Raw genomic sequence first — 23,541 nt, forward strand, 5'->3', positions numbered from 1 at the left:
ATCTGGGCGACCGCCACGCACGACGAGGAGACCGGCGAGCTGGCCCTGTTCGTGGTCAACCGCGACCGGCACCGCCCCTGCGAGCTGGAGCTCACACTGCCCGAGGGTCTGCGGCCGGTGGAGCACATCGAACTCGCCGACGACGACCCCTCGGCCGTCAACACCGCCGAGGCGCCCGACCGCGTCGTGCCCCGGCCCGGCGCGGGCGCGCGCCTGGAGGGCCGCAGCGCCTTCCTGGACCTCTCACCCGTCTCGTGGAACATCGTCCGTTTCGCTCCCTCTTCCCCCCAGGAGTAAGAACATGACCAGTCCCCTGTCCCGCCGCTCGTTCATGGGCCTGACCGGCGCCGCCGGCCTCACCGCCGCGCTGGCCGCCTGCGGCGGCGGTACCAAGATCGGATCCGGCGCCTCCTCGCCGGCCTCGGCCGCGCCGACCTTCGCCGGCGGGGAGTACTCCGGCCCCAAGGTGACGCTGGACTACTGGAACGGCTTCACCGGCGGTGACGGCCCGCACATGCGGACCATGCTGGAGGCGTTCAACAAGGAGTACGCCGGCCGCATCGAGGTCCGCAACGTCACCCGGCGCTGGGAGGACCTGTACCCGGCCATGCCGACGGCCATCACCGCGGGCAAGGGCCCGGACGTGGCGGTCATCCACAACGACTGGATCGGCACCTTCGCCACCCGGCAGACGCTGATCCCGCTGGACGACGTGGTCGGCGCGCTGCAGCTCAGCGAGGCCGACTTCATCCCCGCGGTGTGGAACGCCGGGATCTACGAGGGCAAGCGCTACAGCGTCCCGCTGGACGTGCACAGCCTGGCCGACTACTGGAACACCTCCCACCTGGAGAAGATCGACCTCAGCGAGGCCCCGTCCGACAAGGCCGGGTACGAGGAGGCCCTGGGCAAGCTGAAGCAGGCCGGGATCGAGCACCCGTTCTGGATGCCCAGCAAGTGGCCGGCCCACCTGATGTTCATGACCCTGCTGTGGCAGTTCGGCGGCGAGCTCTACAGCGAGGACGGCGCGAAGGCGCTGTGGGGCTCCGACGCGGGGGCCAAGGCCCTGGGCTGGATGGTCGAGCAGATCGACAAGGGCTTCAGCCCGGCCAAGGTCGCCCAGGACAGCCAGTACGCCGCCTTCAAGAACGACAAGGTCAGCTTCACCTGGGACGGCATCTGGCAGATCAACGACCTGAAGACCAACGCCAAGTCGCTGAAGTGGGGCATGTCCCCCATCCCGAACATCGGCGGCACGGCCGCTGCGTGGGCCTCCTCGCACAACTTCGTGATGACCTCCCAGGCGGGCAAGGACCCGAACAAGGTCCAGGCGGCCAAGTTCTTCATCGACCACATCAGCCGCCAGTCGACCGAGTGGGCCAAGGCCGGGATGATCCCGGCGCGCAACTCCGCCCGCCAGGACCCGGCGATCGCCGACCTGCCGCAGATCAGGCTGGCCTCCGACGTGAACATCTTCCGCTTCCTGCCGCCGCTGCCCGGCGTCGGCGACGTGCAGTCCAAGGCGCTGGAGCTCGCCATCGCCAAGGCCGTGCTGAAGCAGGCGTCCCCGGCCGACGCGCTGAAGGAGGGCGTGGCGTCCGCCGACAAGCTGCTCGCCGCCAACAAGCGGAAGTACGAGAAGTGAGCCTCCTCACCGAGGAGATAGGCCGGTCCGGCACCGCCGGACCGGACCGGCCCGCCAAGGCCGGGAGCACACGCAGAATGCGGGCGTGGACGCCGTACGCGTTCCTCGCCCCCTACCTGGCGCTCTTCGCCGTCTTCATGCTGCTGCCGATCGGCTTCGGGTTCTGGACCAGCCTGCACGAGTGGGACATCAACCTCCCGGACAAGCCGTTCGTCGGGCTGGAGAACTACGTCGAGCTGTTCGACCCCGACAGCGTGGACGGCTCGCGGTTCTGGACGGCCATGAAGGCCACCGGCATCTTCACGGTCGCGTCGGTGCCGCTGCTCATCGTGCTGCCGCTGCTCACCGCGCTGCTGATGAACGGCCGCTTCGCGGGACGCAACGTCTACCGCGCCGTCTACTTCGCGCCGTACGTGCTGGGCGTGGCGGTCGTCGGGTTCGTCTGGCAGTTCCTGCTGGACGGCAACATCGGCCTGGTCAACCACTACCTCGGCCTGAACGTGCAGTGGACCAACGACGTGGTGCCCGCCTGGATCGCCCTGGTGGGCGTGACGGTCTGGTGGACGCTCGGCCTGAACTCGGTCATCTTCCTGGCCGGGCTGCAGGACATCCCGCGCGAGCTGCACGAGGCCGCGATGGTCGACGGCGCCTCCGCCTGGCACCGGTTCCGCTCGGTCACCCTGCCGGGGCTGCGGCCGGTCACGGTGTTCGTGGTCAACGCCACGATCCTGGCCTCGGCCAACATGTTCGGCCAGTCCTACATCATCACCCGCGGGGCGCCCGCCGACCAGACGAAGACCGCGATCTACCTCATCGCCGAGACCGGTCTGCGCCAGTTCGACATGGGCACCGCGTCCGCGATGAGCTTCATCCTCGCCGCGTTCCTGATGGTGGCCAGCGCCCTGGTCTTCGGCGCCTTCAGAGACAGGAGCACGCGATGACCACCGACACCCGAAGGCTGCGGCGCGCCCTGCTGCACCTGGTCCTGGCGGTGATCGCGGCGCTGTACCTGAGCCCGCTGGTCTACATGTTCGTCACCTCGTTCAAGACCCGCGAGGCGGCCGGCTCCACCGAGCCGCAGTGGATCCCCGACCCGATCTCGCTGGACGCCTACCGGCAGTTGCTCGGCAGCGCCGACAGCCCGATCATGACGTGGTTCCTCAACAGCCTCGCCGCCGCCACCGGCCACGCGGCCCTGGTCCTGGTGACCGCCGCACCGGCCGCGTACGCGCTGGCCCGGCTCCGCTTCCGCGGCCGGAACACGATCTTCGCGACGGTCGTGGCGACCCTGTTCGTGCCGCCGGTGGTGCTGCTGATCCCCAACTTCCTGATCGTCAACGAGTTCGCCTGGGTGGACAGCCTGCCCGCGGTGATCGTCCCGGCGGCGGCGGGGGCGTTCGGCGTGTTCTTCCTGCGGCAGTTCTTCATCACCCTGCCCGGGGAGCTGGAGGAGGCCGCCGAGCTGGACGGCTGCAACCGGTGGCAGATCTTCACCACCATCGCGCTCCCGCTGGCCCGCCCGGCGCTGGCCACGCTGTTCCTGCTGTCGTTCCTGACCAACTGGAACGACTTCCTGTGGCCGATCTTCGTGCTGCTCAGTCCCGAGTCCCTGACCCTGCCCGCGGGCCTGGGCAACTTCCAGAGCGCCAACAGCATCCGCTACGACCTGCTGATGGCCGGGGCGGTGATCGCGAGCATCCCGGTGATCCTGATCTATCTCGTCGCCCAGCGCTGGGTCATCGAGGGCATCTCTCGTTCCGGCCTTAAGGGATGAACAGGTAAGAATAGGGCGCATGACGAGAGCACTGGTGCTGGGTGGCGGAGGAGTGGCGGGCATCGCCTGGGAGGCCGGGGTCATCACGGGCCTGCGCCGGGCGGGCGTGGACCTGGGAGAGGCCGACCTGGTGGTCGGGACCTCGGCCGGATCGGTGGTGGGGACCCTCCTCGCCACCGGGGCCGACCTGGAGGCCGCGGTCGGCGGGCCGGCGCGGCCGGAGACCACGACCGCCTCGGCGGTGGACATGGAGGCGGTCATGGCCGCCTTCAGCCTGCTCTACGACCCGACCCTGGAACCGCAGGAGGCCCGGCGCCGGGTCGGCGAGCTCGCGCTGGCCGTGCCGGACACCGGTGCCAGGATCGAGACGATCGGCGACCGGCTGCCCGTCAAGGAGTGGCCGTCGCGCCGCCTGCTCATCACCGCGGTCGACGCCGGGACCGGCGAGTTCACGGTCTGGGACCGCGACTCCGGGGCACCGCTGGTCTCGGCCGTCGCCTCCAGCTGCGCGGTGCCGTGCGTGTTCCCGCCGGTGGAGATCAACGGGCGCCGCTACATGGACGGCGGGGTGCGCTCGGCGAGCAACGTCGACCTGGCCGCGGGCAGCTCCGTCGTCGTCATCCTGGAGCCGCTGGCGCACGTCTCGCCCAGGGCCCGCTTCGAGGCCGAGGTCGCCGAGCTGGGCGACGCCCGGGTCGCGCACGTCGGCCCCGACGAGGCGGCGATCGCCGTGTTCGGCGCCGACGTCCTCGACCCTGCCCTGTGGCGCCCGGCCTTCGAGGCCGGTCTCGCCCAGGCGTCCGGCGTCGCCGGGAGCGTGGCCGAGGTCTGGAAGAGCTGAGGACGGCATGGACGGGGGACGGCCGGCGGCGCTGTGGGTGGTGAGCGGCCCGCCGGGGGCCGGGAAGTCGACCGTGGCGGCGGCGCTGCTGGCGCTGCTGGACCCGGTCCCGGCCCTGCTCGACAAGGACACCGTCTACGGCGGTTTCGTGGCGGCCACCCTGCGGGCCCACGGCCGTGACGAGGGCGAGCGCGAGGGCCCCTGGTACGACGAGCACGTCAAGAGGTACGAGTACGAGGGTCTGACCGGGCTCGCCCGGCAGATCCGCTCGCACGGCTGCCCGGTGCTGCTGGAGGGCCCCTTCACCACCCAGGTGCACGACGGGGCCGTCTGGGAGCGCTGGGTCGAGCACCTGGGCGGGCCCGTGGTGCGCCTGCTCTGGGTCCGCTCGGACGGCCCGGCCCTGCGTTCCCGGCTGGAGGCCAGGGGGCTGGCCAGGGACGCGGGCAAGCTCGGCCGCTTCGAGGAGTACCTGCGGGCCATCAGGGTGGACGAGCCGCCCGTCGTCCCGCACGACGAGATCGACAACCGTCCCGGCGCGCCCCCTCTCGCCGCGCAGCTGCGCCGGCTCGTCGTCCCGGGGAGGCCACCGGGCCGAACGGATCCGGGCCTCCCGGAAAGGTGAGCGCGAGACAGGTGAGCGCGGCCACGTCCATCGGCGGATCATAACCGCGCCCCCGCCCGGAACCCCTGTCCCGTACCCGCACACTTCCCTGTCCTCCGCCCCACGCGGGCCCGGCCGCCCACGAGCACCGTCCGGCACCGCGCGTCCCGTGCCGACGTCCCGTGCCGACATCTTGTGCCGTCGTCCCGTCCCGTCGCCGCGCCGTCGCTCCTCACGGCCGTCGTCACCTCCCGTCGCCCGGTGTCACGGTGCGTCACCCGAGGGCGTCCCGGCCCCTCCCCCGCACCGCCCCGGCGCCCCCGTACCGGCCGCTCAGCGGCTCCTTTCCGGTCATCGCGGGTCCTCCCCGGCGAGGGCCGGCGGGATATATCTCGCATGCTGAGATAGGGGTCGTCGGGCTGACCGAAACATCGGTGAATCCCGGATCCCGGAAACGAGTGGTAAGGAAGGGGGAATCTCGCCTCTCACAAGGGACGGAACGGATATTCAGCCTCAGATGAGGATAAAAAGGCTGTCCGAAACCGGGCGTCCCTCTCACCCGCAACAGCCATTGGAACGATTCGACAAAATTGAGTCATATTTCATGACATGTTGGCATTGCGGCCATAACGTTGCGGCCTTACGTTCCCGGTATGGATCTCGAGCTCCGGCATCTCAAGATCGTGCGCGCGGTGGCCCAGGCGGGTAGCGTCACCAAGGCCGCCACTCACCTCGGACTTGCACAACCCGCACTGACCGCGCAACTCAAACGGATAGAGCGTGTGCTCGGGGGAGCTCTCTTCGAACGCGACCACAACGGCGCACGGCCCACGCCCCTGGGGGAGCTGGTGCTGTCCAGGGCGATGGTGCTGCTGCCCGCCGCCCGTGAACTCCAGGAGGAGGCACTCAGGTTCGCCAACGCGAACTCCGACGTTCCCAGCTACCGGCTGGGCGCCACCAACGGGCCGATCCTGGGCGGCCTGATGGACCGCCTCGCCACCGCCTGGCCCAACACCCCGGTCAGCACCCACACCTCCTGGTCGGCCAAGGAGCTCACCACCATGGTGATGCTCGGCCGGATCGACTTCGCCTTCATCGGGGCCTGCGGGATGAGCCCGCCTCCGGTGGAGGGGCCGGTGGTGTGGTCGACGGTGGGCATCGACCCGGTCTTCGTGCTGCTCAACGAGGACCATCCGCTGGTGGACAGGAAGGAGGTGGAGCTGGCCGAGCTGGCCGACGAGCAGTGGACGGTCACCCCGGGCGACAGCTGCTTCGGCGACTGCTTCGCCACGGCCTGCGCCCGCGCCGGGTTCACCCCCCGGACCATCTACGAGACCGACGTGGCCACCTGCATGCACCTCGCCAAGGTGGGCCGTGCCGCCGCCCTGTGCCAGGGGACCTTCCAGCCCGCCGAAGGGCTGCGGCTGGTGCCGATCGCCGGTGCCCCGCTGCGCTGGCGGCAGCTGTTCGGCTGGCACCCGGAGTCCTCCAGCGCCGCGGTCGCGGCGTCGATCCTCGAGCACGCCAAGGCCGCGCACTCCGACGCGGTCGGGCGGAGCAGAAGGTACGCCGAATGGCTGGTCGACAACCCGGGACTGGGCACCGCTCCATAACGTGACGATAGGGGACATTTGGTAGAGCCCTCCCTTGCGGACGGACCGTTACCGTGACGGGACCCCCCACGCAAGGAGAGAACCAATGCTCCGCAGAAGTGCCGTGACGGCGGGCTTCGCGCTCGCCCTCACACTGGTGGCCGCCCCCGCCCTGGCCCAGCAGGGTCCGGGCGAGGCCGCGACCCCCTACACCTTCGCCGAGGCCCGCGCCAAGGTGGCGGCGACCGCGGCCAAGCCCTCCCCCGGACTGCTCGACGCCATCCGGCGCGACCTCGGCGGCACGGGCGAGCAGGCCGCCGCCCGACTGATCAACGAGGCCGCCGCGGCCAAGATCGAGCCCGCCCTGCGCGGACAGCTCGGTGCCGCCTACGCCGGGGCATGGGTGAACGGCCCCACCTCGGAACTGGTCGTCGCCACCAGCGACTCCACCAAGGTCGCCTCCCTGGCGAAGTCCGGCGCGGAGGTCAAGCTCTTCAAGAACTCCCTGGCCACGCTGGAGGCGGCCAAGGCCACCCTCGACGGGCTCGTGAGCAGCGCGCCGAAGTCCATCCCCTCCTGGTACGTCGACGTGCGCACCAACAGCGTCGTCGTGCTGGCGGGCGACGTCGCCGAGGCCCAGGCCTTCGTGAACGGCAGCGGCGTGGACGCCTCGCTGGTCCGCGTCGAGGCCTCGCAGGAGAAGCCCACGCCGCTGTACGACGTCCGCGGCGGTGACGCCTACTACATGGGCGGCCGGTGCTCGGTCGGCTTCTCGGTCACCCGCGGCAGCCAGGGCGGCTTCGCCACCGCCGGTCACTGCGGTGACGTCGGCACCGCCACCCAGGGCTTCAACCGCGTCGCCCAGGGCACCTTCCAGGGTTCCTCCTTCCCGGGCAACGACTACGCGTGGGTCGCGGTCAACGCCAACTGGACGCCCACCGGCGTGGTGAACGGCTACAGCGCGGGCATCCTGCCGGTGAACGGCTCCACCCAGCAGGTCGTGGGCAGCTCCATCTGCCGCTCGGGCTCCACCACCCAGTACCGCTGCGGCACCATCAGCCAGCACAACACCAGCGTGACCTACCCCGAGGGCACGATCACGGGCCTGACCCGCACCACCGTCTGCGCCGAGCCCGGCGACTCCGGAGGCTCCTACATCTCCGGCACCCAGGCCCAGGGCGTCACCTCCGGCGGCTCGGGCAACTGCACCTCCGGCGGCACGACCTACCACCAGCCGATCAACGAGATCCTCTCGGTGTACGGGCTCACCCTGGTGACCAGCGGCACCAACCCGCCGCCCACCGGCTGCACCGGTTACACCAACACCTACACCGGCTCGCTGACCTCCAACGCCAACGCCTACCAGCCCGGCACCGCCGGCTACAGCGCCGCGGCGGGCGTCCACCGCGTCTGCCTGGACGCCCCCAACGGCACCGACTACGACGCCTACCTGCAGAGGCTGAGCGGCTCCACCTGGACCACCGTGGCCAGCGGGACCAGCTCCGGCCCCGACGAGGCGTTCACCTACAACGGCACCGCGGGCACCTACCGGGTGCGGGTGCACGCCTACAGCGGCTCCGGCTCGTACACCCTCGGCCTGACCAGGCCGTAGGGGAACGGCCCCGGCCGGGGCCATGAGCACGCGGACGTCACCCGACCCGCCGGGATCGGCCCCGGGCCCGAGAACCTCCGGGCCGGTCCCGGCGGCCCCGGCCCCCGGGCCGCACCCCCTGGCCGCCCTTCCCCCTTCCCGGAGCGCACGGGCTCCGAAAGGGGGGAGGGCGGCATCGCCGTGCCGGGACGTCGAGAACAATGAGGGGATGAGCGACCTTCTGACGTTGAGCGAGGGCGCGGTGCTGACGCACCTCGTCACCCGGGCAGAACTGGCGAGCGGGGTGCTTCCGGCCTCCGACGACCTGAGGCTGTGGGCGCGGCTGGCCGACGGTGACGGCGTGCCGCTGGCCCGGGGCGGCCGGGTCCGTACCTCGATCGACACCGGCGAGCCCGCGCTGACCGGGCCCGACGGCTGGCTGGACGGGGTGGAGCCCGGGCAGGTGGTCGCGCTGCGCCTGCGCGGCGGCGCCCTGGAGGTGTCCGTGGCCGGGCTGGAGGACGTCCCGGCCGAACGGGCGATGCGGGTCGTCCAGGCGTTCGGCGAGCAGGCGCTCGACGCGCTGCGCGCCTTCGCCGAGGGCCTGGAGCCCAGCCCCGGCGTGCCGGTCGACGTCGTGGTCCTGGAGCTGCTGATGAAGGCACCCGAGACCTTCGCCGACCCGCTGCCGCCGCTGGCCCCGCTGCTGCGCAACGCCTCGCTGGAGCTGCGCGACGGCCGGGTGGGCATCGTCGGCGCGCCGTGGGACGTGGCGTCGGTCGCCGACCTCGCGCCCCTGGACATCATCAGGCTGGCCCTGGTGCGCAGCGCGCTGCGCACCTACGGCGAGGGCGCCGACCTGTCCAAGGCCGTCACCTACCTGTCCCGGTCGGAGACGGTGCTCGCCAGGATCGCCGACGAGGTGGAGCGCGAGCCGCTCGCCCCGGCCGTGGCCGAGGCGCTGCCCCGTACCGAACCGGCCGCGCTGCTGCTGGTCGCCAGGTCGGCCGAGGGCGAGGGCCGCTCGTTCGAGGCCGCCGGGCTGATCTCCGAGGTGCTCTTCCTCTCCCCCGGCCTGGAGCCGGCCGAGCGCGACGCGGCCGAGTACGCCGCGTGCCGCACCGACCCGGGCGCCCCGCTGCCCGAGCGGGCCGCGCACCTGTTCCGCCAGCTGCTCGTGTACGCCTACCGCCCGGCCCGCAGGCGGCTGATCGAGGACCTGATCGGGTTGAGCGTCCGGGTGGCCGAGCCCGCCCTGGCGGACCTGGCATTGTTCGAGAACGACGTCGTCGGCGAGTTCCTGGCCGCGCGAGGGGACTGGCTGCGCGAGGACGAGGTGAGCCTCCTGGAGTCCTGGCGGCGGACGCCGCTGCGCCTGTGGGAGGTCCTGGACGTGTCCGGGGACGAGATCACCGTGGCCGCGGTCACCGGGCCCGGGAACGGCCCGTCCGAGCACGTCCCGTCGGGGAACGACCCGTCCGCGGGCACCGGCCCCTCCCGAAGCGGCACGGACGCCGCCGGGGATGCCGCCGGGGCGGCCGGTGGGGAGCGGGTGACACTGGCCGACGAGCTGTTGGCGGGTCAGGCGCTGCCCGGCGACCTGATGCTGACCCGGCTGCTGAGCGACGGCGCGGGCCCGCACGTGTTCGGCCACCCGTTCAAGGTCGACCCGGAACGCCGGGAGGAGATGCTCGGCCTGCTCACCGACCCCGTCGATCCCTACGAGGTGGCCGCGTTCTTCCGCCGCCCCCGGCGCGCGCCCGGCACCCCGGGCACCCCAGGCGCCGCGGGAGGGGGCGCGGAGGACTGAGCCACGGCGTGCCGGGAGCGCGGCCCCGCCGAGCCCTCCGAGCACCCCGAGCACCCCGAGGACACTGAGGACACTGAGGACACTGGGGACCCGACGGCCCTCGCCCGCACGGCCCCGACGACCCTCCCACCGTCCCGGCGACCTGACGGCCCGACGATTCGATGGCCCCGGCGGTCCGCACGCTCCCGACGGCCCGCACGCTCCCGACGGCCCGGTGTCCCCGAATGCCCCGGTGTCCCTGAACGACCCGGCGCCCCCACCCCTATGGCCGAAAAGGTGTAGAAAAGACCGAATCACCCGGAGCGGACACCTCTTACGTCGACGCCCGGTCAGAAGTAACTCTTCGCTGGGCATAATGGAGCCGTCGAAGGACGTAAGTCTCTCGGCGGTGGAGACGAGAGGTGTTGACTGTGCGCATGATCAACGAGGCGAACGGCTCGATCGCCGGGGCCGGGGCGCTTCTGAACATCCTGCGCGACGGCCGGGCCCGGACCCGCGCCGAGCTGGTCCAGCTGACCGGGCTGGCCAGGTCCACCCTCGCCCAGCGGCTCGACGCGCTGGTGAGCCTGGAGTGGATCGTGCCGACCGAGGAGGCCATCTCCTCCGGGGGGCGTCCCGCCATCGCCTTCACGTTCAACCGCACCGCCCGCGTGGTCCTCGCCGCCGACCTGGGCGCCACCCACGCCCGGGTCGCGATCACCGACCTCGGCACCACCGTCCTGGCCGAACGCGCGGTCGAGATGCCCATAGACCGCGGCCCCGAGGAGACCCTCGGCTGGCTGCAGCACACCTTCGAGGACATGCTCGCCGGGACCGGCCACCGCCTCGACCAGGTCTGCGGCGTCGGCGTCGGCCTCCCGGGCCCGGTCGAGTACGGCTCAGGACGCCCGGTCAACCCACCCATAATGCCGGGCTGGGACGGTTTCCCCGTCCCGGAGTGGCTCGGCTCACGCCTCGGCGCCCCCGTCCTCGTCGACAACGACGTGAACATCATGGCGCTCGGCGAGCACTGGGCGGCCCGCCCCGAGGCCGACCACCTCATCTTCATAAAGATCGGCACCGGTATCGGCTGCGGCATCATCAGCGACCGCCGCCTGCACCGGGGCGCCCAGGGCGCGGCCGGCGACATCGGTCACATCCGGGTGGCCTCCGGGCTCGACACCGTCTGCCGCTGCGGCAACGTCGGCTGCCTGGAGGCCGTCGCCGGCGGCGCCGCCATGGCCACCCGGCTCCGCGCTGAGGGAGTGGACGCCGAGGACAGCCGCGACGTGGTCCGCCTGGTACGGGCCGGCAACACCCAGGCGGTCCAGCTGATCAGGCAGGCGGGCCGCGAGGTCGGCGACGTGCTCGCCTCGATCGTCAACTTCTTCAACCCCGCGGTGATAGTCGTCGGCGGCGACATCTCCGAGGCCGGGGAGCAGGTGCTCGCGGGCCTGCGCGAGGTCATCTACAGCCGGTCGCTGCCGCTGGCCACCCAGCACCTGACGATCACCGCCAGCGAGCTGGGCGACCGTGCGGGCATGATCGGCGCCGCGGTCATGGTCATCGAGCACGTCCTGGCACCGGGCAGCGTCGACCGGTCCATCACCACCACCTGACCGCGCGCGGCCATGCTCGGACGATCCACGACCACCATCTGACCGCGCGGCCGCGCTCGGACGATCCACGACCACCACCTGACCGCATTTCGGCCCGCTCGGGCGGTCACCACGACCACCGCGGCCTTCGCGCACCTCAGGAGGCCCCCTGGGCTCCACGCGAGACCGAGGGGGCCAGGACCGGGGGCAAGGTCACCGCCTCGCCTGAGGACCGCCCGGCGGCGCCCGTGGGACACTCGTCCGACCATGGACGCCGAACCCATCAGGACCGCCCGGCTCACGCTCGAACCCCTTGCGGTGCACCACGCGGCCGAGATGGCCGAGGTGCTCTGCGATCCGGCCCTGCACACCTTCATCGGGGGCTCTCCGGAGACTCCCGAACGGCTCCGCGAGCGGTACGCCCGCCTGGTCGCGGGCCCGCCCCCCGGCCACGCGGAGTCGTGGCTCAACTGGGTGATCCGCCTCGACGGCCCGGACCGGCTGGTCGGCCACGTCCAGGCGACCGTCACCCGTGACCGAGCGGCCGTGGCCTGGGTGGTGGGGACGCCGTGGCAGGGCCGGGGCATCGCCGGGGAGGCGGCCGTCGCGCTCGTCGGCTGGCTCAGGGACCGCGGTACGGCCACCGTCGTCGCCACCGTCCATCCCGATCACGCCGCCTCGTCGGCGGTGGCGCGCCGCGCGGGCCTGGTACCGACCCCCGGCAGGGTGGACGGCGAGGTCGTCTGGAGATCGGACCGGGACGAGCCCCGGGCCCCGGAGACCGGACGCCCGGAACCGCACTGATCGCGGATCCGACGCGGCCGGGGACGCTCCGGCCGAGAACGACCGGGACGACAATGGCCGGGGCGAGGACGGCCGGGGCGGGACGGAGCACGGGCGGGCGGATCTGAGTAGCGGTGCTCAGGCGTGGCTGAGTGCCCGGCCTCTCCCGGGACTTCGCGATCTTCGAAATGCTCTGATCATGAAATGGTGGATTTTTCTGGTCGCCCTCGTCGGCACGGTGGTCGCCGCGTGGCTCCTCGTGTACGCCGACGTCCCGCTGTCCACGTTCCTGTCCCTGGGACTCGGCGCGATCAGTCTGATCTGGCTGGTCGTGCTCCTCACCCTGCCGTGGAACCTCTACTTCGGGGCACGGCAGGTGGTGCACGAGATCGGCGTGTCCCGGGAGCGCGGCATCGAGGTGCCCGCCGGGCACGAGGCCGAGGCCCTGGAGATCGCCCGGCGGATGCTCCGGTTCGCCGTCGGCGGCCACCTCGTCTCGGCACTGGTCCTGGCGGTCATCACCTACTTCTCCGGCGCATCGGTGGGCTACTACTTCGCCGGTTTCTACCTGCTGAGCACGTTCTTCCGCCCGGCGGGCGCCTACCTGTCACACCTGCGCGAGCGGGTCGGCACGCTGATGAGCGAGGCCCGGCATCCCCGCGAGGACGTCGTCTCGCTCGTGGCCAGGGTGGACGGACTGACCGCCGAGGTGGCCGCGCTGAACGAGACCTCCGAGCGGCTCCACCGGGACGCCGAGTCGCTCCGGGCCGCCCTGCGCGACGGTGACGAGGCCCTGGACCGCAGGATCACCGGGCTCGCCCGGCGTTTCGAGGACACCGTGGACGGTCTCACCGACAACCACGAGGTCATCACCGGGCTCAAGGCGTTCCTGCGCCTCGTCCGCGCCGACGCCCACGGCCGGACCTGACCCCCACCGTCTCAGCGGGGGGCCGGCACGGTCAGCTCCGTCGGGTTGCCGATCCGGAACCCGGGCGACCCGCTCAGGTGCCGGACGTTACGGGACGAGCCGGTCAGGAAGTTGTCCAGGCAGACCACCTCCGCCCCTTCACGGACGAGGCGTTCGCACAGGTGCGAGCCGAGGAACCCGGCGCCCCCGGTGACCACCACCCGTCGGGCGCTCACCGTACGCTCATCTCCAGCAGGCGTTCCGCGGCGCCGAGGACGTCCCGCACACCGATCTCCAGCAACCCCTGGTCGGGCCGGTACGCGTACGGGTCCCCCTGGCCGCCCGCCCAGAGCACGACGTGCGGTCCCGTCGGCGGGGGTCCCCAGAGCGTGGGCGGGACCGGGCCGAACATCACCACGGACGGGGTGGCGAACGCGGTCGCCAGGTGGGCGACCCCGGTGTCCCCGCAGATCACCAGGCACGCCCCGGCCACCAGCGTGGCCAGTTCCAGCGGCCCGGTACGCCCGGCGAGCACGCACGAGGACGGCAGCCGCGCGAGCAGCGCCACCCGTTCGGCCAGGTCGCGCTCCCTGGCGCCGCCGGTGACGACCACCTCGTGGCCGTCCTCCCGCAGTGCCGCGGCGACCAGCGCGAACCGTTCCGGTGGCCAGCGTCTGGCCGGGTAGGCGGCACCGGGATGCACGACGACCGGCCGGGACTCCCCCTCGGCGCGGGCGGGGCGCTCCAGGGCCAGATCCGCCGGGTCGGCCGGGATGCCGTACCAGCCGAGCAGGTCGCACCAGCGCTTCACCTCGTGCACGCCGTCCTGCCAGGGCGGTCCGGGCACGGTGGGAAAGGCCGGGTGCGCGTGGGTGAGCAACCGGGCCGGACCGGTGCGGTACAGCGCGGCGACCCCGTGCGGGCCGCCGCCGTACAGGTTGACGGCGACGTCCACGCTCCGGCCGAGCGGCGGGACGTGACCGGGACCGGCGACGTCGCAGATCTCGTCCACCGCGCCGATCAGCGGCACCAGGGGTGCCAGGGCGGAGGGTACGGCCAGCACGATCCGGTGGCCGGGATGGGAGCGCCGCAGGGCGCGCAGCGCGGGCACGGCGGTGAGCAGGTCGCCCATGCCCAGGCCGCGCAGCACCACCATGACCGGCCGGTCGGCCGGGACGGTCAGGGCCACCGGGGCGGCCGGGATCGCCGAAACCGCCAGGGCCGCCGAAGCCGCCGGGGCCACCGAAGCCGTCGAAGCCTCCGAGTCCGCCGGGCCCGCGACGGGCACGTCCTCCTCCGGTGTCCCGGCATCGGCCGGGAGAGGGTCCGCCTGTTCCGGCGCGGGGTCGGCGCTCATGTCCGGGCCTTCATGTCCGGGCCTTCATGTCCGCGCCCTCATGTCACGGTCCTCATGATCATGGTCTCCTTCGTGAACGTCATGTCACGCTCTCCTTCGCGAACGTCAGGCGGTCGACCGCCTCGACGACCCGTGCACTCGCCACCGACGACAGGCACGGATGCCCCGGGACCGGGCAGACGGCGGCGCGGGTGCCCCGGCAGGGCGCCCGCTGGTCCCCGAGGACCACCACCGGGACCCCGTACGGCGCCCAGCGTCCGGCCGGGACCACGGGGGCGAACAGGCTGACCACGGGCGTGCCGACCGCCGCCGCGAGGTGGGCCGGGCCGCTGTCGGCGGCGACCACGACGCACGCCCCGGCGAGCACCGCGGCCAGTTCGGCGAAGGTCGTGCGGCCTCCCAGGTCGGTCACGGACCTCCCCGAGGCCCCGGCCGGCCAACCGGCGGGCGGCACCGGCGATCCGGGACCGGCCGCGCGGTTCACGCCTCCGGCGCCACCCGCGCCGTTGACGCCACCCCCGCCGTTGACGCCTGCGGCGCCACCCGTGCCGTTGACGTCACCCGCGCCACCCCCGCCACCCCGGCCACCTGCGCCGCCGGTGCCGGTCGCGCCGTTCGTGCCACCGGTGCCGGTCGCGCCGCCCGCGCGGTCCGGCGCGACGAGCTCGCCGTCGCTCCAGCCGTCGATCCAGCCGTCGACCCCCGTCTCGACATGGCGGCCCGCCCACCCGCCGGTACGGGCGGGCTCGTCCCGTTCAGGACCGCACGCGTCCCCGGGCCCGCCCCTCGTCCAGCCGCCCGCGAAGACCGGGCCGGGAGACAGGCCGTGCTGGCCGGCCCCGGAGGCGAGCCGCGCGGTGAGCACCCGCTCGTCGACGCCGCCGGTCACCACGACCCTGTGCCCCGAGCGTGCGAGGTCCTGGACGGTACGCGCCCAGCTCTCCACCGGCCACGCCCTGGCGGGACAGGAGACGCCGGGGTGGACGGCCACGTAGCCCGGTGGCCCGGTGAGGTGACCGACCTCCGGCAGCGGGTGCCGTACGGCGAGGCGCCCGTCGTCCCCCGGAGGGAGGTCGAACCCCGCGGACCGCGCCAGGGCGAGCATGCGTTCGGCCTCGGGCACGTCCACACCCTCGTCGGCGACGTGCCGTACGTCGAGCAGCGAGCCGACCTGGTCGGCGGAGGCCGCGGTGATCCTGAACGCGCCCGCCAGCCTGAGCAGCAGGGCCAGCGGCAGCGGGGACTCGTGGGCCGAGGTGAGGATCAACGCCTGGTCGGGGGCCACGTCCCGGACCATCCGCAGCAGCCTCAGCACGTGCGGCCCGGTCACGGGCGGCACGGACGGTGCGGACGGTCCGGTCACGGGCGGCGCGGCCGGCTCGATCCACGGGGCGCGCCACTCCACCGTCCGCGAGACGCCGGGCAGCAGGCGGGCCGCTTCCCTGCCGTAGGGCCCGGTCAGCAGCACGACCTCTCGCGCGCCCGCCGCCACCGCCCGGATCGCGGGTCCCGCCAGCAGGACGTCTCCGGCGTTGTCCAGGCGGGCGACGAGAACGGTGCCGCTCACCGCGGGTCCGTCTCCGTGTCGTCCACGGAGGCGGCCGGCGGAACGCGGAAGATCGCCTCTACACCGGGAAATCTCATGGCGCCGGCCTCTCGCTCGATACCTACTGACTACCGAGAGCAGCGTTCTTCAAACCGAAAAATCGCATATAGAGGCAGTTAAAGGCATTAAGCGGTCGTCTTTATCACTATAAGTGACTACTTTGACGGTTATCTCATCCTTCGCTCGGGTACCATCACCGCCGGACGCGCAGGGACGCGCAGGGACGCGCCCGAACCGGTCGGGTGTGGGCACCCCCCGGACCGGACGTGTCCATCGGAACCGGGCCGGCTCCCTCGTCCGGGATCGGTCAGCCGGTGACGAGGTGGGCGTTGGGCTCGCGGGCGCGCTCCGCAAGCTCGGGGATCTCCAGCACCGTCACCCCGGCCGCCGCCAGTTCCTCGGCCCCGTGGCAGTCGACGAAGAGCAGCGGCTCGCGCCAGGCCATCACCACCCGGCCCGCGCCGCTCTCCAGGATCAGGCGGGTACAGGTCTTCGGGCGGGACCTGCGCGCGCTGCACGGCTCCAGGCTGCTGTAGACCGTGGCGCCGGCCAGCCGGGGATCGTCCGGGTCGAGCTTGGCGAGGGCCGCCTCCTCGGCGTGCACGTGCGGGTCGGTCTCCCGGGAGTACCCGCGGGCGAGCTCCTCCCCTCGCGCGGAGACCACCACGGCCCCCACCGAGAAGGCCGTCTCCGAGGGCGGGCACAGCCTCGCCAGGTCGCACGCCAGCCCCAGCCAGTCGCGGTCGTTCATGCGCTTCTCCCCCCTGTGCACGGCAGGCCGGATCAGGTCAGCAGGTAGCGGATCAGGGTGACGTCACCCATGGCGCGGACCTCGGCCGTCTTCATCCTGCGGCGGCCGTCGCGCGGGAAGGGCCCGTCCCCGACGAAACGCGGGGCGGCGGGGTCGCCGACGAAGAACGGCGCGACGGCGAGGTGCAGCTCGTCGACGAGGTCCTCCCGCAGGAAGCGGGTGTGCACCGACGTGCCGCCCTCGACCATGAGGCGGCGCACCCCCCGCCCGTACAGGTCGGCGAGAACGCGGCCGAGCACGATCGGGTCCCCCGCGTCGACCACCTCGGCCCCGAAGGCCCCGAAGGCCCCGAAGGCTCCGAAGGCTCCGAAGGCCCCGGAGCCCCTGAGGTCCCTGGAGGTCCCGGCATCTCCGGACGGCCCGGAAACCCCGGTGCCCCCCGGACCCCCGACGGTCGCGTCGTGCAGGCGGCCGGTGAGACCCGCCACGGCCGGGGAGGCCGCGTACACGATCCTGGGCGCGTCACCGGCCGTGAAGAAGGCGGCGGAGGGGTTCAGGTCGCCGGTGGCCGTCAGCGTCACCTTCGCGGGCGACGGCGGCAGGCCGCGCGCGACCCGCTCCTGCCTGCGCTCGGGCGACCGGACCAGCAGCCGGGGATCGTCACGCCGTACGGTCTCCGCGCCGACCAGGATCGCGTCGCAGGTCGCGCGGACCGCGTCCACCCGGTCGAAGTCCTCGTCGTTGGAGAGCAGGAGCCGCCGCGGCGTGCCGTCGTCGATGTAGCCGTCGACGGACATCGCACAGCTCAGCAGCACGTACGGACGCTCGTCCACGCTCTCCTCCGGGGTCGTGGCACCGGCTCCCCGCGCCGGCCACCGGCCGATGGTAACAACCGCCGGGGAACTCCTGGGCGGCCGGATTCGTCGTTCAGGGTGCGACGTCCCCGACGCTGAGAGGCATCCTCCGTGCGCAGTTCGTTCTTCGGAAATCTCGAGCACGGCCACTTCCCCGGCCACTTCACGCTGCAGAACGGCAAGATGCTGCGGGTGGAGCTGAACGGGGAGGTGATGGCCCGGCAGGGGTCGATGGTCGCCTTCCAGGGGCAGATGGAGTTCGACTACGCGGGGGGCGGGGTCGGCCGGATGCTGAAGAAGATGGTCACCGGCGAGGGCGCGCCGCTGATGCGCGTCCGCGGCCAGGGAGCCCTCTTCATCGCCTACAACGCCGACGACGTGCACCTGTTCTACCTGGAGAACGAGGCGATCACCGTCAACGGCTCCAACCTGCTCGCCTTCGACCCGCAGCTCACCTGGGACATCCAGCGCGTGCAGGGCGCGGGCATCGCGACGGGCGGCCTGTTCAACACCACGATCACCGGGACCGGCTGGGTGGCCGTCACGGCGCACGGCGCCCCGGTGCTGCTCGACACCTCCCACGCGCCGACCTTCGCCGACGGCCAGTCCGCGGTCTGCTGGAGCGCCGGGCTTCAGGTGAGCGTCAACCGCACCATGAAGATGGGAGCGCTCATCGGGCGCGGGAGCGGCGAGGCCGCGCAGCTCGCGTTCCGGGGGCAGGGGTTCGTCCTCGTCCAGGCGAGCGAGGGGCCGATCCTTCCCCAGTCCTCCGGCTGAGCCTTGAGCGAGCCCCGCCCCGCGGTCCCGGCCCTCAGGCCCTGGCCTGGATCAGCGCGTGGGTGCCGGTGGTCAGCCAGGGGCGGCCCGTCCGCTCCAGGGCCTCGACCGTCCCGCCGGTCAGGCCGACCGCGACCTCGGACTTCAGGGTGCGCAGCGCCGCGACCGGGCCGGGGAAGTACGCGGTGGCCTCGGCGAACGGGGTGGTGTGCGGCCAGGCCCGGTCCCCGACGAGGCGGCGGTAGTTCAGGTCGCCCTTCATGATCGTCAACGACGCGGAGGCGAAGTCGTCGCGCATGCCGGCCGGCATCTCGCGGTAGGGCAGCGGCGCGCAGGAGAAGGCGTGCGCCCGCAGGACCAGCCGGTCCGCCCCGACCGCGGCCCGCAGCCTGTCCGCGACCCGTCCCGCCTCGCCGCCCGCGGCCGCCATGCGCCGCAGGCAGGCCAGGACGTCGGTCACGGTGGCGTCGGACACGTAGTACGGCAGGGGCTTGACGTGCAGGATCACCTGGCCCGTCCCGCGGGCGTGCAGCAGGTGGTCGATCAGGACGAGGTCGGGGAGCAGTTCGCTCCCGGCGTTGTCGGCGACCAGGCAGACCCGTCCGGTTCCGGCCAGCGACCACAGCAGCGCGCTGTCGTCGGCCACCAGCCCGGCCTCCCGGTCGGCGAGGTCGGGTCCGGCCGAGATCCGGAAGACCAGGTCGGCCCGGTTGCCCCACAGCGCCCTGAGGATCAGCGCCTGGTCCCGCTCCCCGGTGGGCACATCGGCCAGGGCGTCGAGCTCGCGGAGCTCGCGGAGCTCCTCGTCGACGGCCTCGCCCGCCAGCTCGGCCTGCTTGAAGGGCTCGAACGGGTCCACGCCGCGCCACGGCCCCGGCTCGAAGTAGCCGACCGCCGACAGCAGCCTGCGGTAGAAGTAGCCCTCCGCCCACAGGAACGGCACCTCGTCCCAGCGCCGCCCGAGGTGGCCGCGGTCCCAGCTCTCCCAGAGGTCGCGGTCGTGCGCGGAGTCCTCCGGCGGCGCCATGACCCCCTCGATCTCCTCCAGGAGCGCGTCCAGCGCCCGGTTGCGGCGGGCGTCGTACGGGGTGGCCTCGCGGACCCTGGCGATCAGGGAGGGGTGCCGCTCGTGCAGCACCCGCCAGGTGAAGGAACCGGGGACGTCGCTCAGCAACTCCGGCGGCTCGTACGGTGCCGGGAGGCCCCCGGGCCGCTGCCGGACATGACCGGCACCGCCGACACCGCCGACATCACCGTCTGCCATTTCCCACTCCCTTTTGACGCGCGAGGACTCTTGCTGTGAAATATGTTTAGCTACAGCGAACAGGCGGCCACGCCGCTCGACGGAGGGGAGCCGCAGGTGGGCACATCGGAGCGCCGGGGCGGGATGGAGCTGGACCGCCACGACGCCGTCGGAGCCCGGATGCGGCAGTTCCGCAAGGAGCGCGGTCTGACACTACGCGGTCTGGCCACCCATTCCGGGCTCTCGATCGGGTTTCTCTCGCAGGTCGAGCGGGGCATCTCCTCGATCGGCCTGACCGCGCTCAACAGCGTGGCCACGGCGCTGGACCGGAGCGTGGCGGAGTTCTTCAACGACGCCCCGGCCGAGGAGGGCACGGAGGAGGACCGGCGGGCACCGGCCTCACCGCTGCCGAGTCACTTCACCCTCACCCGCTCCAGCACGGCCGCCACCGAGTACATCTCGGGCCAGCAGACCTACCGCATGCTCTCGGCCAGGGGCCCGAACCTGGTGCTCGAACCGCTGCTGGTGCACATCGCGCCCGGCGGCAGGCGGGAGAACTCCTACGGCCACGCCGGCGAGGAGTTCGCCTTCGTCCTGGAGGGCGAGCTGCTGTACGAGGTCGACGGCGTCGAGCACCGGCTTCACCCGGGCGACAGCGTCCACCTGAGGTCGACCGTCCCGCACAGCATGTTCAACGACACCGACCGGGTCACCACGGTCGTGTCCGTGGTCACGCCCCGCCTCTTCTGAGGCGCCGCAGCAGCCCGGCGGTCACCGCCGCCGCGACCGGCACGCCGAGCGCCGTGCCGAGCACCACGGCCGCGACCGCCCGGTTCTGGCGGGCGATGCGCCGCCTGACCTCGGCGTAGGGCACCGTGCTGAACGACACGAGCTCGTAGCGGGAGACGTAGCGGCCGGGCAGCAGCCGCTCCAGGCCGTGTTCGAGGCGCTTGCGCAGCAGGAACGACCGGGAGGCGACCCTGTCGCGCATCTCGACGAAGTTCTCCAGGGCGAGCTCGGCGATGGTGTCGGCGTGCTCCTTGCGGCGGCTCCCGTACAGGGCCAGGGCCGCGGGGAAGTCGTCGCCGGTCTCCTCCAGGCAGCGGTCGAGCTCCACGCAGTCCTCGAAGCCGCAGTTGGCGCCCTGGCCGTAGAAGGGCACGATGGCGTGGGCCGCGTCGCCGAGCAGCCCGGTCACCGCGCCGGCGCCGCGCACGTGCCAGGGCCGGGCCCGTACGGTGACCAGGCGCCCGATCGGGTTGCAGGCGTAGTCGTCCGCGAGGTCGGGCATCAGCGCGCGGGCGTCGGGGTAGACGGCGGCGAAGAACTCCTCGAACCGCTCGGCGGTGTCCAGCTCCTCGAAGCTGCCGGGCCCGCTCCGGGGCCAGAACAGCGTGCAGGTGAACGACCGGTCGGGGTTGGGAAGCGCGATCATCATGGCCTTGCCGCGCGGCCAGATGTGCAGCGCGCCCGGGTCGAGGGCGAACTCGCCGTCGCGCGCGGGGATCGTCAGCTCCTTGTAGCCGTAGTCGAGGTGGTCCTGGGTGACCTCGACGCCGCCGAGGAGCCGCAGCCGCTCGCGGACCGCGCTGTAGGCGCCGTCGGCGGCGAGCACGACCGTGGCGGTACGGGTGACCGGGCCGCCGGGCGTGTCGAACTCCATCCGGCCGGAGTCGGCGTCGAGCCCGGTCAGCCGGTGTTCGAACAGGGCCTGGACGCCGGGCATGCCCAGGGCCGCCTCCAGCAGGGTGCGGTTGAGGTCGGAGCGGCTGATGGAGTTGATCGCCCGCTCCCCTCCGGCGCTGTAGGACTGGAAGCCGAGCGTGCCGTCGGGGGCGTGCATCATCCGGCCGGACATCGGCAGCGCGGTCTCCAGCACGGTCCGGTCCAGCCCGATCCGGCGCAGCGCGTCGATCCCCCGCTCGGAGATGGCCAGGTTGATCGAGCGCCCGCGTTCCGGCGCCGCCGAGCGCGGGTCGGGCCTGCGCTCGTACAGCACGACGCGGTGGCCGCGCCGGGCCAGGTAGCAGGCCGTCAGGCAGCCGACCAGCCCGGCACCGACCACGGCGACCTCCTCGGACCTCATGACGACCCCCCGCGGGACCTCGTACGGGACCTGAGCGGGCACCTCATGACGGGCTCACCTCCGCGGCGAGCGCGTCGGCCGCCCGCCAGCAGTCGTGGAACGTGGAGTACATGGGCACCGGGGCCAGACGGACGACGTCCGGGCGGCGCACGTCGGCCAGGACGCCGTGCACCCGGTGCAGCCGGTCGGCGAGACCGGCGGCGTCGGCGGCGCCACTCCCTGCGCCCCCGCCCACCCGCAGGGAGAGCTGGGCGCCGCGCCGGGCCGGGTCGGCGGGGGTGACGATCTCCAGCGGGCGGTCCCGGACCACCTCGGTGAGCAGCGTCTCCAGGTACCCGGTCAGCGCCAGGCTGCGTTCGCGCAGCCGGGCCATCCCGGTCTCGGCGAACATCCGCAGCGAGACCCGGACCGGGGCCATGGACAGGATCGGCGGGTTGGAGATCTGCCAGGCGTCGGCCGTGGGGACGGGCACCAGCTCGGGCCGCATCTCGAAGCGGGTCGCCTGCTCGGTGCTCCACCACCCGGCCAGCCGGGGCAGATCCGGGTCGGTCACGTGGCGCCGGTGCACGAAGCAGCCCGCGACGGCTCCGGGCCCGGCGTTGAGGTACTTGTACGAGCACCAGGCCGCGAAGTCCACGTCCCAGTCGTGCAGGGCGAGCGGCACGTTGCCGACCGCGTGCGCCAGGTCCCAGCCCACCCGGCACCCGGCCGCGCGCCCGGCGGCGGTGATGGCGGGGATGTCGAGGAACTCGCCGGTCAGGTAGTTGACCCCGCCCAGCAGGACGAGCGCCACCCGGTGCCCCTCGCGGGCCAGGTGGTCGACGACGTCCTCGGTGCGCAGGCAGTCCTCGCCCGGACGGGGGCGCAGCCGGACCACGGTCTCGTCGGGGTCGAGGCCGTGGTGGACGGCCTGGCTGCGTACCGCGTAGCTGTCGGAGGAGAAGGCGTGGTCCTCGATGAGGATGCGGGTCCGCTCGCCCTCGGGGCGGTAGAACGTCGCCATCATCAGGTGCAGGTTGACCGTGAGGGAGTTCATCACCACGGTCTCCTCGGGGGCGGCGCCCACCAGCGTGGCGGCGTCCTCGCGCAGTTCCGCGTGGTAGGGCAGCCAGGGGTGGGCCGCCCGGTGGTGCCCCTCGACCGCGTGCAGCGCCCAGTCGTCCAGCTCCGCCAGGACCGCGGCGCGGGTGGCGCGGGGTTGCAGGCCCAGCGAGTTGCCCGCGAAGTAGGCGACCTCGGGGTGACGGGCGGACGCGGGCGAAGGCGGCAGGAGGAACTCGGCACGGCGGCAGGTGGTGTCCCGGGCGTCGGCGGCCAGCGCTTCCTGCTCGCCGGGCCCTCCGGTCCTGGTCGCCGGGTCTGCGGTGCGCTCGCTCATCGCGTCATCTCCTTACGTCCCCTTCATGTTCACTCATGCCGAACGCAGGTGAAATCAGGAGTACGAGAGGATTCGGGGCGTTCGCTTTACGGATGGAAGGTTCTGCGGGCATCCGGTTTCCAGATGACGGAGCGTCACCTCCCGGGACCCGCGACGGGACCCGCGAGGGGTATACCCGTTCCGCTCATCCGGTCACCCCGCCCGCCCCCGCTCTCGGTCCCGGCCCTCGGTCCCGGTCCTCGGTCCTGGGGGGGGGGGGGGGGGGGGGGGGGAGGGGGGGGGAGGGGGGGAGGGGGGGGGGGGGGGGGGGGGGGGGGGGGGGGGGAACGCCGAGGTGTCCCCCCAGCCTTTCTTGGGGCCCGGTGGGG

20 protein-coding genes and 3 pseudogenes are annotated in these 23,541 nt (G+C 72.8%); 14 read left to right on the forward strand and 9 right to left on the reverse strand.

Annotated features, from left to right (window positions below; translation table 11 throughout):
- The 12 genes from ACZ6RT_RS29535 to ACZ6RT_RS29590 all read left to right on the forward strand — a co-directional run.
- Positions 1 to 297 (forward strand): alpha-L-arabinofuranosidase C-terminal domain-containing protein (locus ACZ6RT_RS29535; protein ID WP_470157239.1); only part of this gene is annotated, 297 nt, incomplete at its 5' end.
- A gap of 4 nt (positions 298 to 301) precedes the next feature.
- Positions 302 to 1,642, forward strand: a complete 1,341-nt coding sequence (locus tag ACZ6RT_RS29540; RefSeq protein ID WP_399196422.1) for an extracellular solute-binding protein — start codon at positions 302 to 304, stop codon at positions 1,640 to 1,642.
- Positions 1,639 to 2,583 (forward strand): carbohydrate ABC transporter permease, encoded by a 945-nt coding sequence (locus tag ACZ6RT_RS29545; RefSeq protein ID WP_470157240.1) that lies wholly within the window; start codon positions 1,639 to 1,641, stop codon positions 2,581 to 2,583. Before ACZ6RT_RS29540 ends, ACZ6RT_RS29545 begins: the two co-directional genes overlap by 4 nt.
- Entirely contained in the window at positions 2,580 to 3,416 is an 837-nt protein-coding gene (locus ACZ6RT_RS29550; protein WP_470157241.1) for a carbohydrate ABC transporter permease, read from the forward strand. Before ACZ6RT_RS29545 ends, ACZ6RT_RS29550 begins: the two co-directional genes overlap by 4 nt.
- 19 nt (positions 3,417 to 3,435) lie before the next feature.
- Positions 3,436 to 4,257 (forward strand): patatin-like phospholipase family protein, encoded by an 822-nt coding sequence (locus tag ACZ6RT_RS29555; protein WP_470157242.1) that lies wholly within the window; start codon positions 3,436 to 3,438, stop codon positions 4,255 to 4,257.
- A 7-nt stretch (positions 4,258 to 4,264) separates the two neighbouring features.
- Positions 4,265 to 4,882, forward strand: a complete 618-nt coding sequence (locus ACZ6RT_RS29560; RefSeq protein ID WP_399196430.1) for a P-loop nucleotide/nucleoside kinase family protein — start codon at positions 4,265 to 4,267, stop codon at positions 4,880 to 4,882.
- Between the two features lie 632 nt (positions 4,883 to 5,514).
- On the forward strand, positions 5,515 to 6,474 hold the full coding sequence (locus ACZ6RT_RS29565; protein ID WP_399196432.1) for a LysR family transcriptional regulator: 960 nt from the start codon (positions 5,515 to 5,517) through the stop codon (positions 6,472 to 6,474).
- Positions 6,475 to 6,559: 85 nt separating this feature from the next.
- Entirely contained in the window at positions 6,560 to 8,065 is a 1,506-nt protein-coding gene (locus tag ACZ6RT_RS29570) for a S1 family peptidase (protein WP_399196434.1), read from the forward strand.
- Positions 8,066 to 8,273: 208 nt separating this feature from the next.
- Entirely contained in the window at positions 8,274 to 9,854 is a 1,581-nt protein-coding gene (locus ACZ6RT_RS29575; RefSeq protein ID WP_470157243.1) for a hypothetical protein, read from the forward strand.
- A gap of 410 nt (positions 9,855 to 10,264) precedes the next feature.
- Complete coding sequence (locus ACZ6RT_RS29580) at positions 10,265 to 11,452, forward strand: ROK family protein (RefSeq protein ID WP_399196511.1); 1,188 nt, start codon at positions 10,265 to 10,267, stop codon at positions 11,450 to 11,452.
- Between the two features lie 246 nt (positions 11,453 to 11,698).
- Positions 11,699 to 12,235 (forward strand): GNAT family N-acetyltransferase, encoded by a 537-nt coding sequence (locus ACZ6RT_RS29585; protein ID WP_470157244.1) that lies wholly within the window; start codon positions 11,699 to 11,701, stop codon positions 12,233 to 12,235.
- 178 nt (positions 12,236 to 12,413) lie between these two features.
- Entirely contained in the window at positions 12,414 to 13,142 is a 729-nt protein-coding gene (locus ACZ6RT_RS29590) for a hypothetical protein (protein ID WP_399196440.1), read from the forward strand.
- 50 nt (positions 13,143 to 13,192) lie between these two features.
- Here ACZ6RT_RS29590 and ACZ6RT_RS29595 read toward each other — a convergent pair.
- The 6 genes and pseudogenes from ACZ6RT_RS29595 to ACZ6RT_RS29620 form a co-directional block, all read right to left on the reverse strand.
- A pseudogene (locus tag ACZ6RT_RS29595) lies at positions 13,193 to 13,357 on the reverse strand (NAD-dependent epimerase/dehydratase family protein); the annotation flags it as partial.
- Entirely contained in the window at positions 13,354 to 14,478 is a 1,125-nt protein-coding gene (locus tag ACZ6RT_RS29600; protein WP_470157245.1) for a glycosyltransferase family 9 protein, read from the reverse strand. The pseudogene ACZ6RT_RS29595 and the gene ACZ6RT_RS29600, both read right to left, overlap by 4 nt.
- A gap of 79 nt (positions 14,479 to 14,557) precedes the next feature.
- Positions 14,558 to 14,884: pseudogene (locus tag ACZ6RT_RS29605) on the reverse strand (glycosyltransferase family 9 protein); the annotation flags it as partial.
- Positions 14,885 to 15,349: 465 nt separating this feature from the next.
- Positions 15,350 to 16,045 (reverse strand): annotated as a pseudogene (locus ACZ6RT_RS29610) (glycosyltransferase family 9 protein); the annotation flags it as partial.
- A gap of 346 nt (positions 16,046 to 16,391) precedes the next feature.
- Entirely contained in the window at positions 16,392 to 16,835 is a 444-nt protein-coding gene (locus tag ACZ6RT_RS29615) for a cytidine/deoxycytidylate deaminase family protein (protein ID WP_470157246.1), read from the reverse strand.
- A 32-nt stretch (positions 16,836 to 16,867) separates the two neighbouring features.
- Positions 16,868 to 17,668, reverse strand: coding sequence for a RibD family protein (locus ACZ6RT_RS29620; protein WP_470157247.1), 801 nt, complete (start codon positions 17,666 to 17,668; stop codon positions 16,868 to 16,870).
- Positions 17,669 to 17,800: 132 nt separating this feature from the next.
- Here ACZ6RT_RS29620 and ACZ6RT_RS29625 point away from each other — a divergent pair, with 132 nt between their 5' ends.
- Positions 17,801 to 18,466, forward strand: a complete 666-nt coding sequence (locus ACZ6RT_RS29625; RefSeq protein ID WP_399196450.1) for an AIM24 family protein — start codon at positions 17,801 to 17,803, stop codon at positions 18,464 to 18,466.
- A 34-nt stretch (positions 18,467 to 18,500) separates the two neighbouring features.
- On the opposite strand, the gene ACZ6RT_RS29630 is transcribed toward ACZ6RT_RS29625, so the two are convergent.
- A complete protein-coding gene (locus tag ACZ6RT_RS29630; protein ID WP_470157248.1) occupies positions 18,501 to 19,730 on the reverse strand; it encodes a damage-control phosphatase ARMT1 family protein in 1,230 nt (409 codons plus the stop codon).
- A 42-nt stretch (positions 19,731 to 19,772) separates the two neighbouring features.
- Between ACZ6RT_RS29630 and ACZ6RT_RS29635 the strand changes: the two genes are divergently transcribed.
- A complete protein-coding gene (locus tag ACZ6RT_RS29635; protein ID WP_399196454.1) occupies positions 19,773 to 20,459 on the forward strand; it encodes a helix-turn-helix domain-containing protein in 687 nt (228 codons plus the stop codon).
- Here ACZ6RT_RS29635 and ACZ6RT_RS29640 read toward each other — a convergent pair.
- Together ACZ6RT_RS29640 and kynU are read right to left on the reverse strand one after the other, a co-directional pair.
- Complete coding sequence (locus ACZ6RT_RS29640; protein ID WP_470157249.1) at positions 20,440 to 21,795, reverse strand: FAD-dependent oxidoreductase; 1,356 nt, start codon at positions 21,793 to 21,795, stop codon at positions 20,440 to 20,442. The two genes, ACZ6RT_RS29635 and ACZ6RT_RS29640, sit on opposite strands and share 20 nt — an antisense overlap.
- A 43-nt stretch (positions 21,796 to 21,838) precedes the next feature.
- Complete coding sequence (gene kynU / locus ACZ6RT_RS29645) at positions 21,839 to 23,173, reverse strand: kynureninase (RefSeq protein ID WP_470157250.1); 1,335 nt, start codon at positions 23,171 to 23,173, stop codon at positions 21,839 to 21,841.
- Between the last annotated feature and the right edge of the window lie 368 nt (positions 23,174 to 23,541).

This window comes from Streptosporangium sp. NPDC050148, from assembly GCF_055586505.1.

Coding starts and splice junctions, on each gene's coding strand:
- ACZ6RT_RS29615 (WP_470157246.1), bottom strand. CDS start 16,835: ATGAACGACCGCGACTGGCTGGGGCTGGCGTGCGACCTGGCGAGGCTG.
- ACZ6RT_RS29560 (WP_399196430.1), top strand. CDS start 4,265: ATGGACGGGGGACGGCCGGCGGCGCTGTGGGTGGTGAGCGGCCCGCCG.
- ACZ6RT_RS29570 (WP_399196434.1), top strand. CDS start 6,560: ATGCTCCGCAGAAGTGCCGTGACGGCGGGCTTCGCGCTCGCCCTCACA.
- ACZ6RT_RS29640 (WP_470157249.1), bottom strand. CDS start 21,795: ATGAGGTCCGAGGAGGTCGCCGTGGTCGGTGCCGGGCTGGTCGGCTGC.
- ACZ6RT_RS29550 (WP_470157241.1), top strand. CDS start 2,580: ATGACCACCGACACCCGAAGGCTGCGGCGCGCCCTGCTGCACCTGGTC.
- ACZ6RT_RS29555 (WP_470157242.1), top strand. CDS start 3,436: ATGACGAGAGCACTGGTGCTGGGTGGCGGAGGAGTGGCGGGCATCGCC.
- ACZ6RT_RS29540 (WP_399196422.1), top strand. CDS start 302: ATGACCAGTCCCCTGTCCCGCCGCTCGTTCATGGGCCTGACCGGCGCC.
- ACZ6RT_RS29635 (WP_399196454.1), top strand. CDS start 19,773: ATGTTTAGCTACAGCGAACAGGCGGCCACGCCGCTCGACGGAGGGGAG.
- kynU (WP_470157250.1), bottom strand. CDS start 23,173: ATGAGCGAGCGCACCGCAGACCCGGCGACCAGGACCGGAGGGCCCGGC.
- ACZ6RT_RS29630 (WP_470157248.1), bottom strand. CDS start 19,730: ATGGCAGACGGTGATGTCGGCGGTGTCGGCGGTGCCGGTCATGTCCGG.
- ACZ6RT_RS29590 (WP_399196440.1), top strand. CDS start 12,414: ATGAAATGGTGGATTTTTCTGGTCGCCCTCGTCGGCACGGTGGTCGCC.
- ACZ6RT_RS29585 (WP_470157244.1), top strand. CDS start 11,699: ATGGACGCCGAACCCATCAGGACCGCCCGGCTCACGCTCGAACCCCTT.
- ACZ6RT_RS29600 (WP_470157245.1), bottom strand. CDS start 14,478: ATGAGCGCCGACCCCGCGCCGGAACAGGCGGACCCTCTCCCGGCCGAT.
- ACZ6RT_RS29565 (WP_399196432.1), top strand. CDS start 5,515: ATGGATCTCGAGCTCCGGCATCTCAAGATCGTGCGCGCGGTGGCCCAG.
- ACZ6RT_RS29575 (WP_470157243.1), top strand. CDS start 8,274: ATGAGCGACCTTCTGACGTTGAGCGAGGGCGCGGTGCTGACGCACCTC.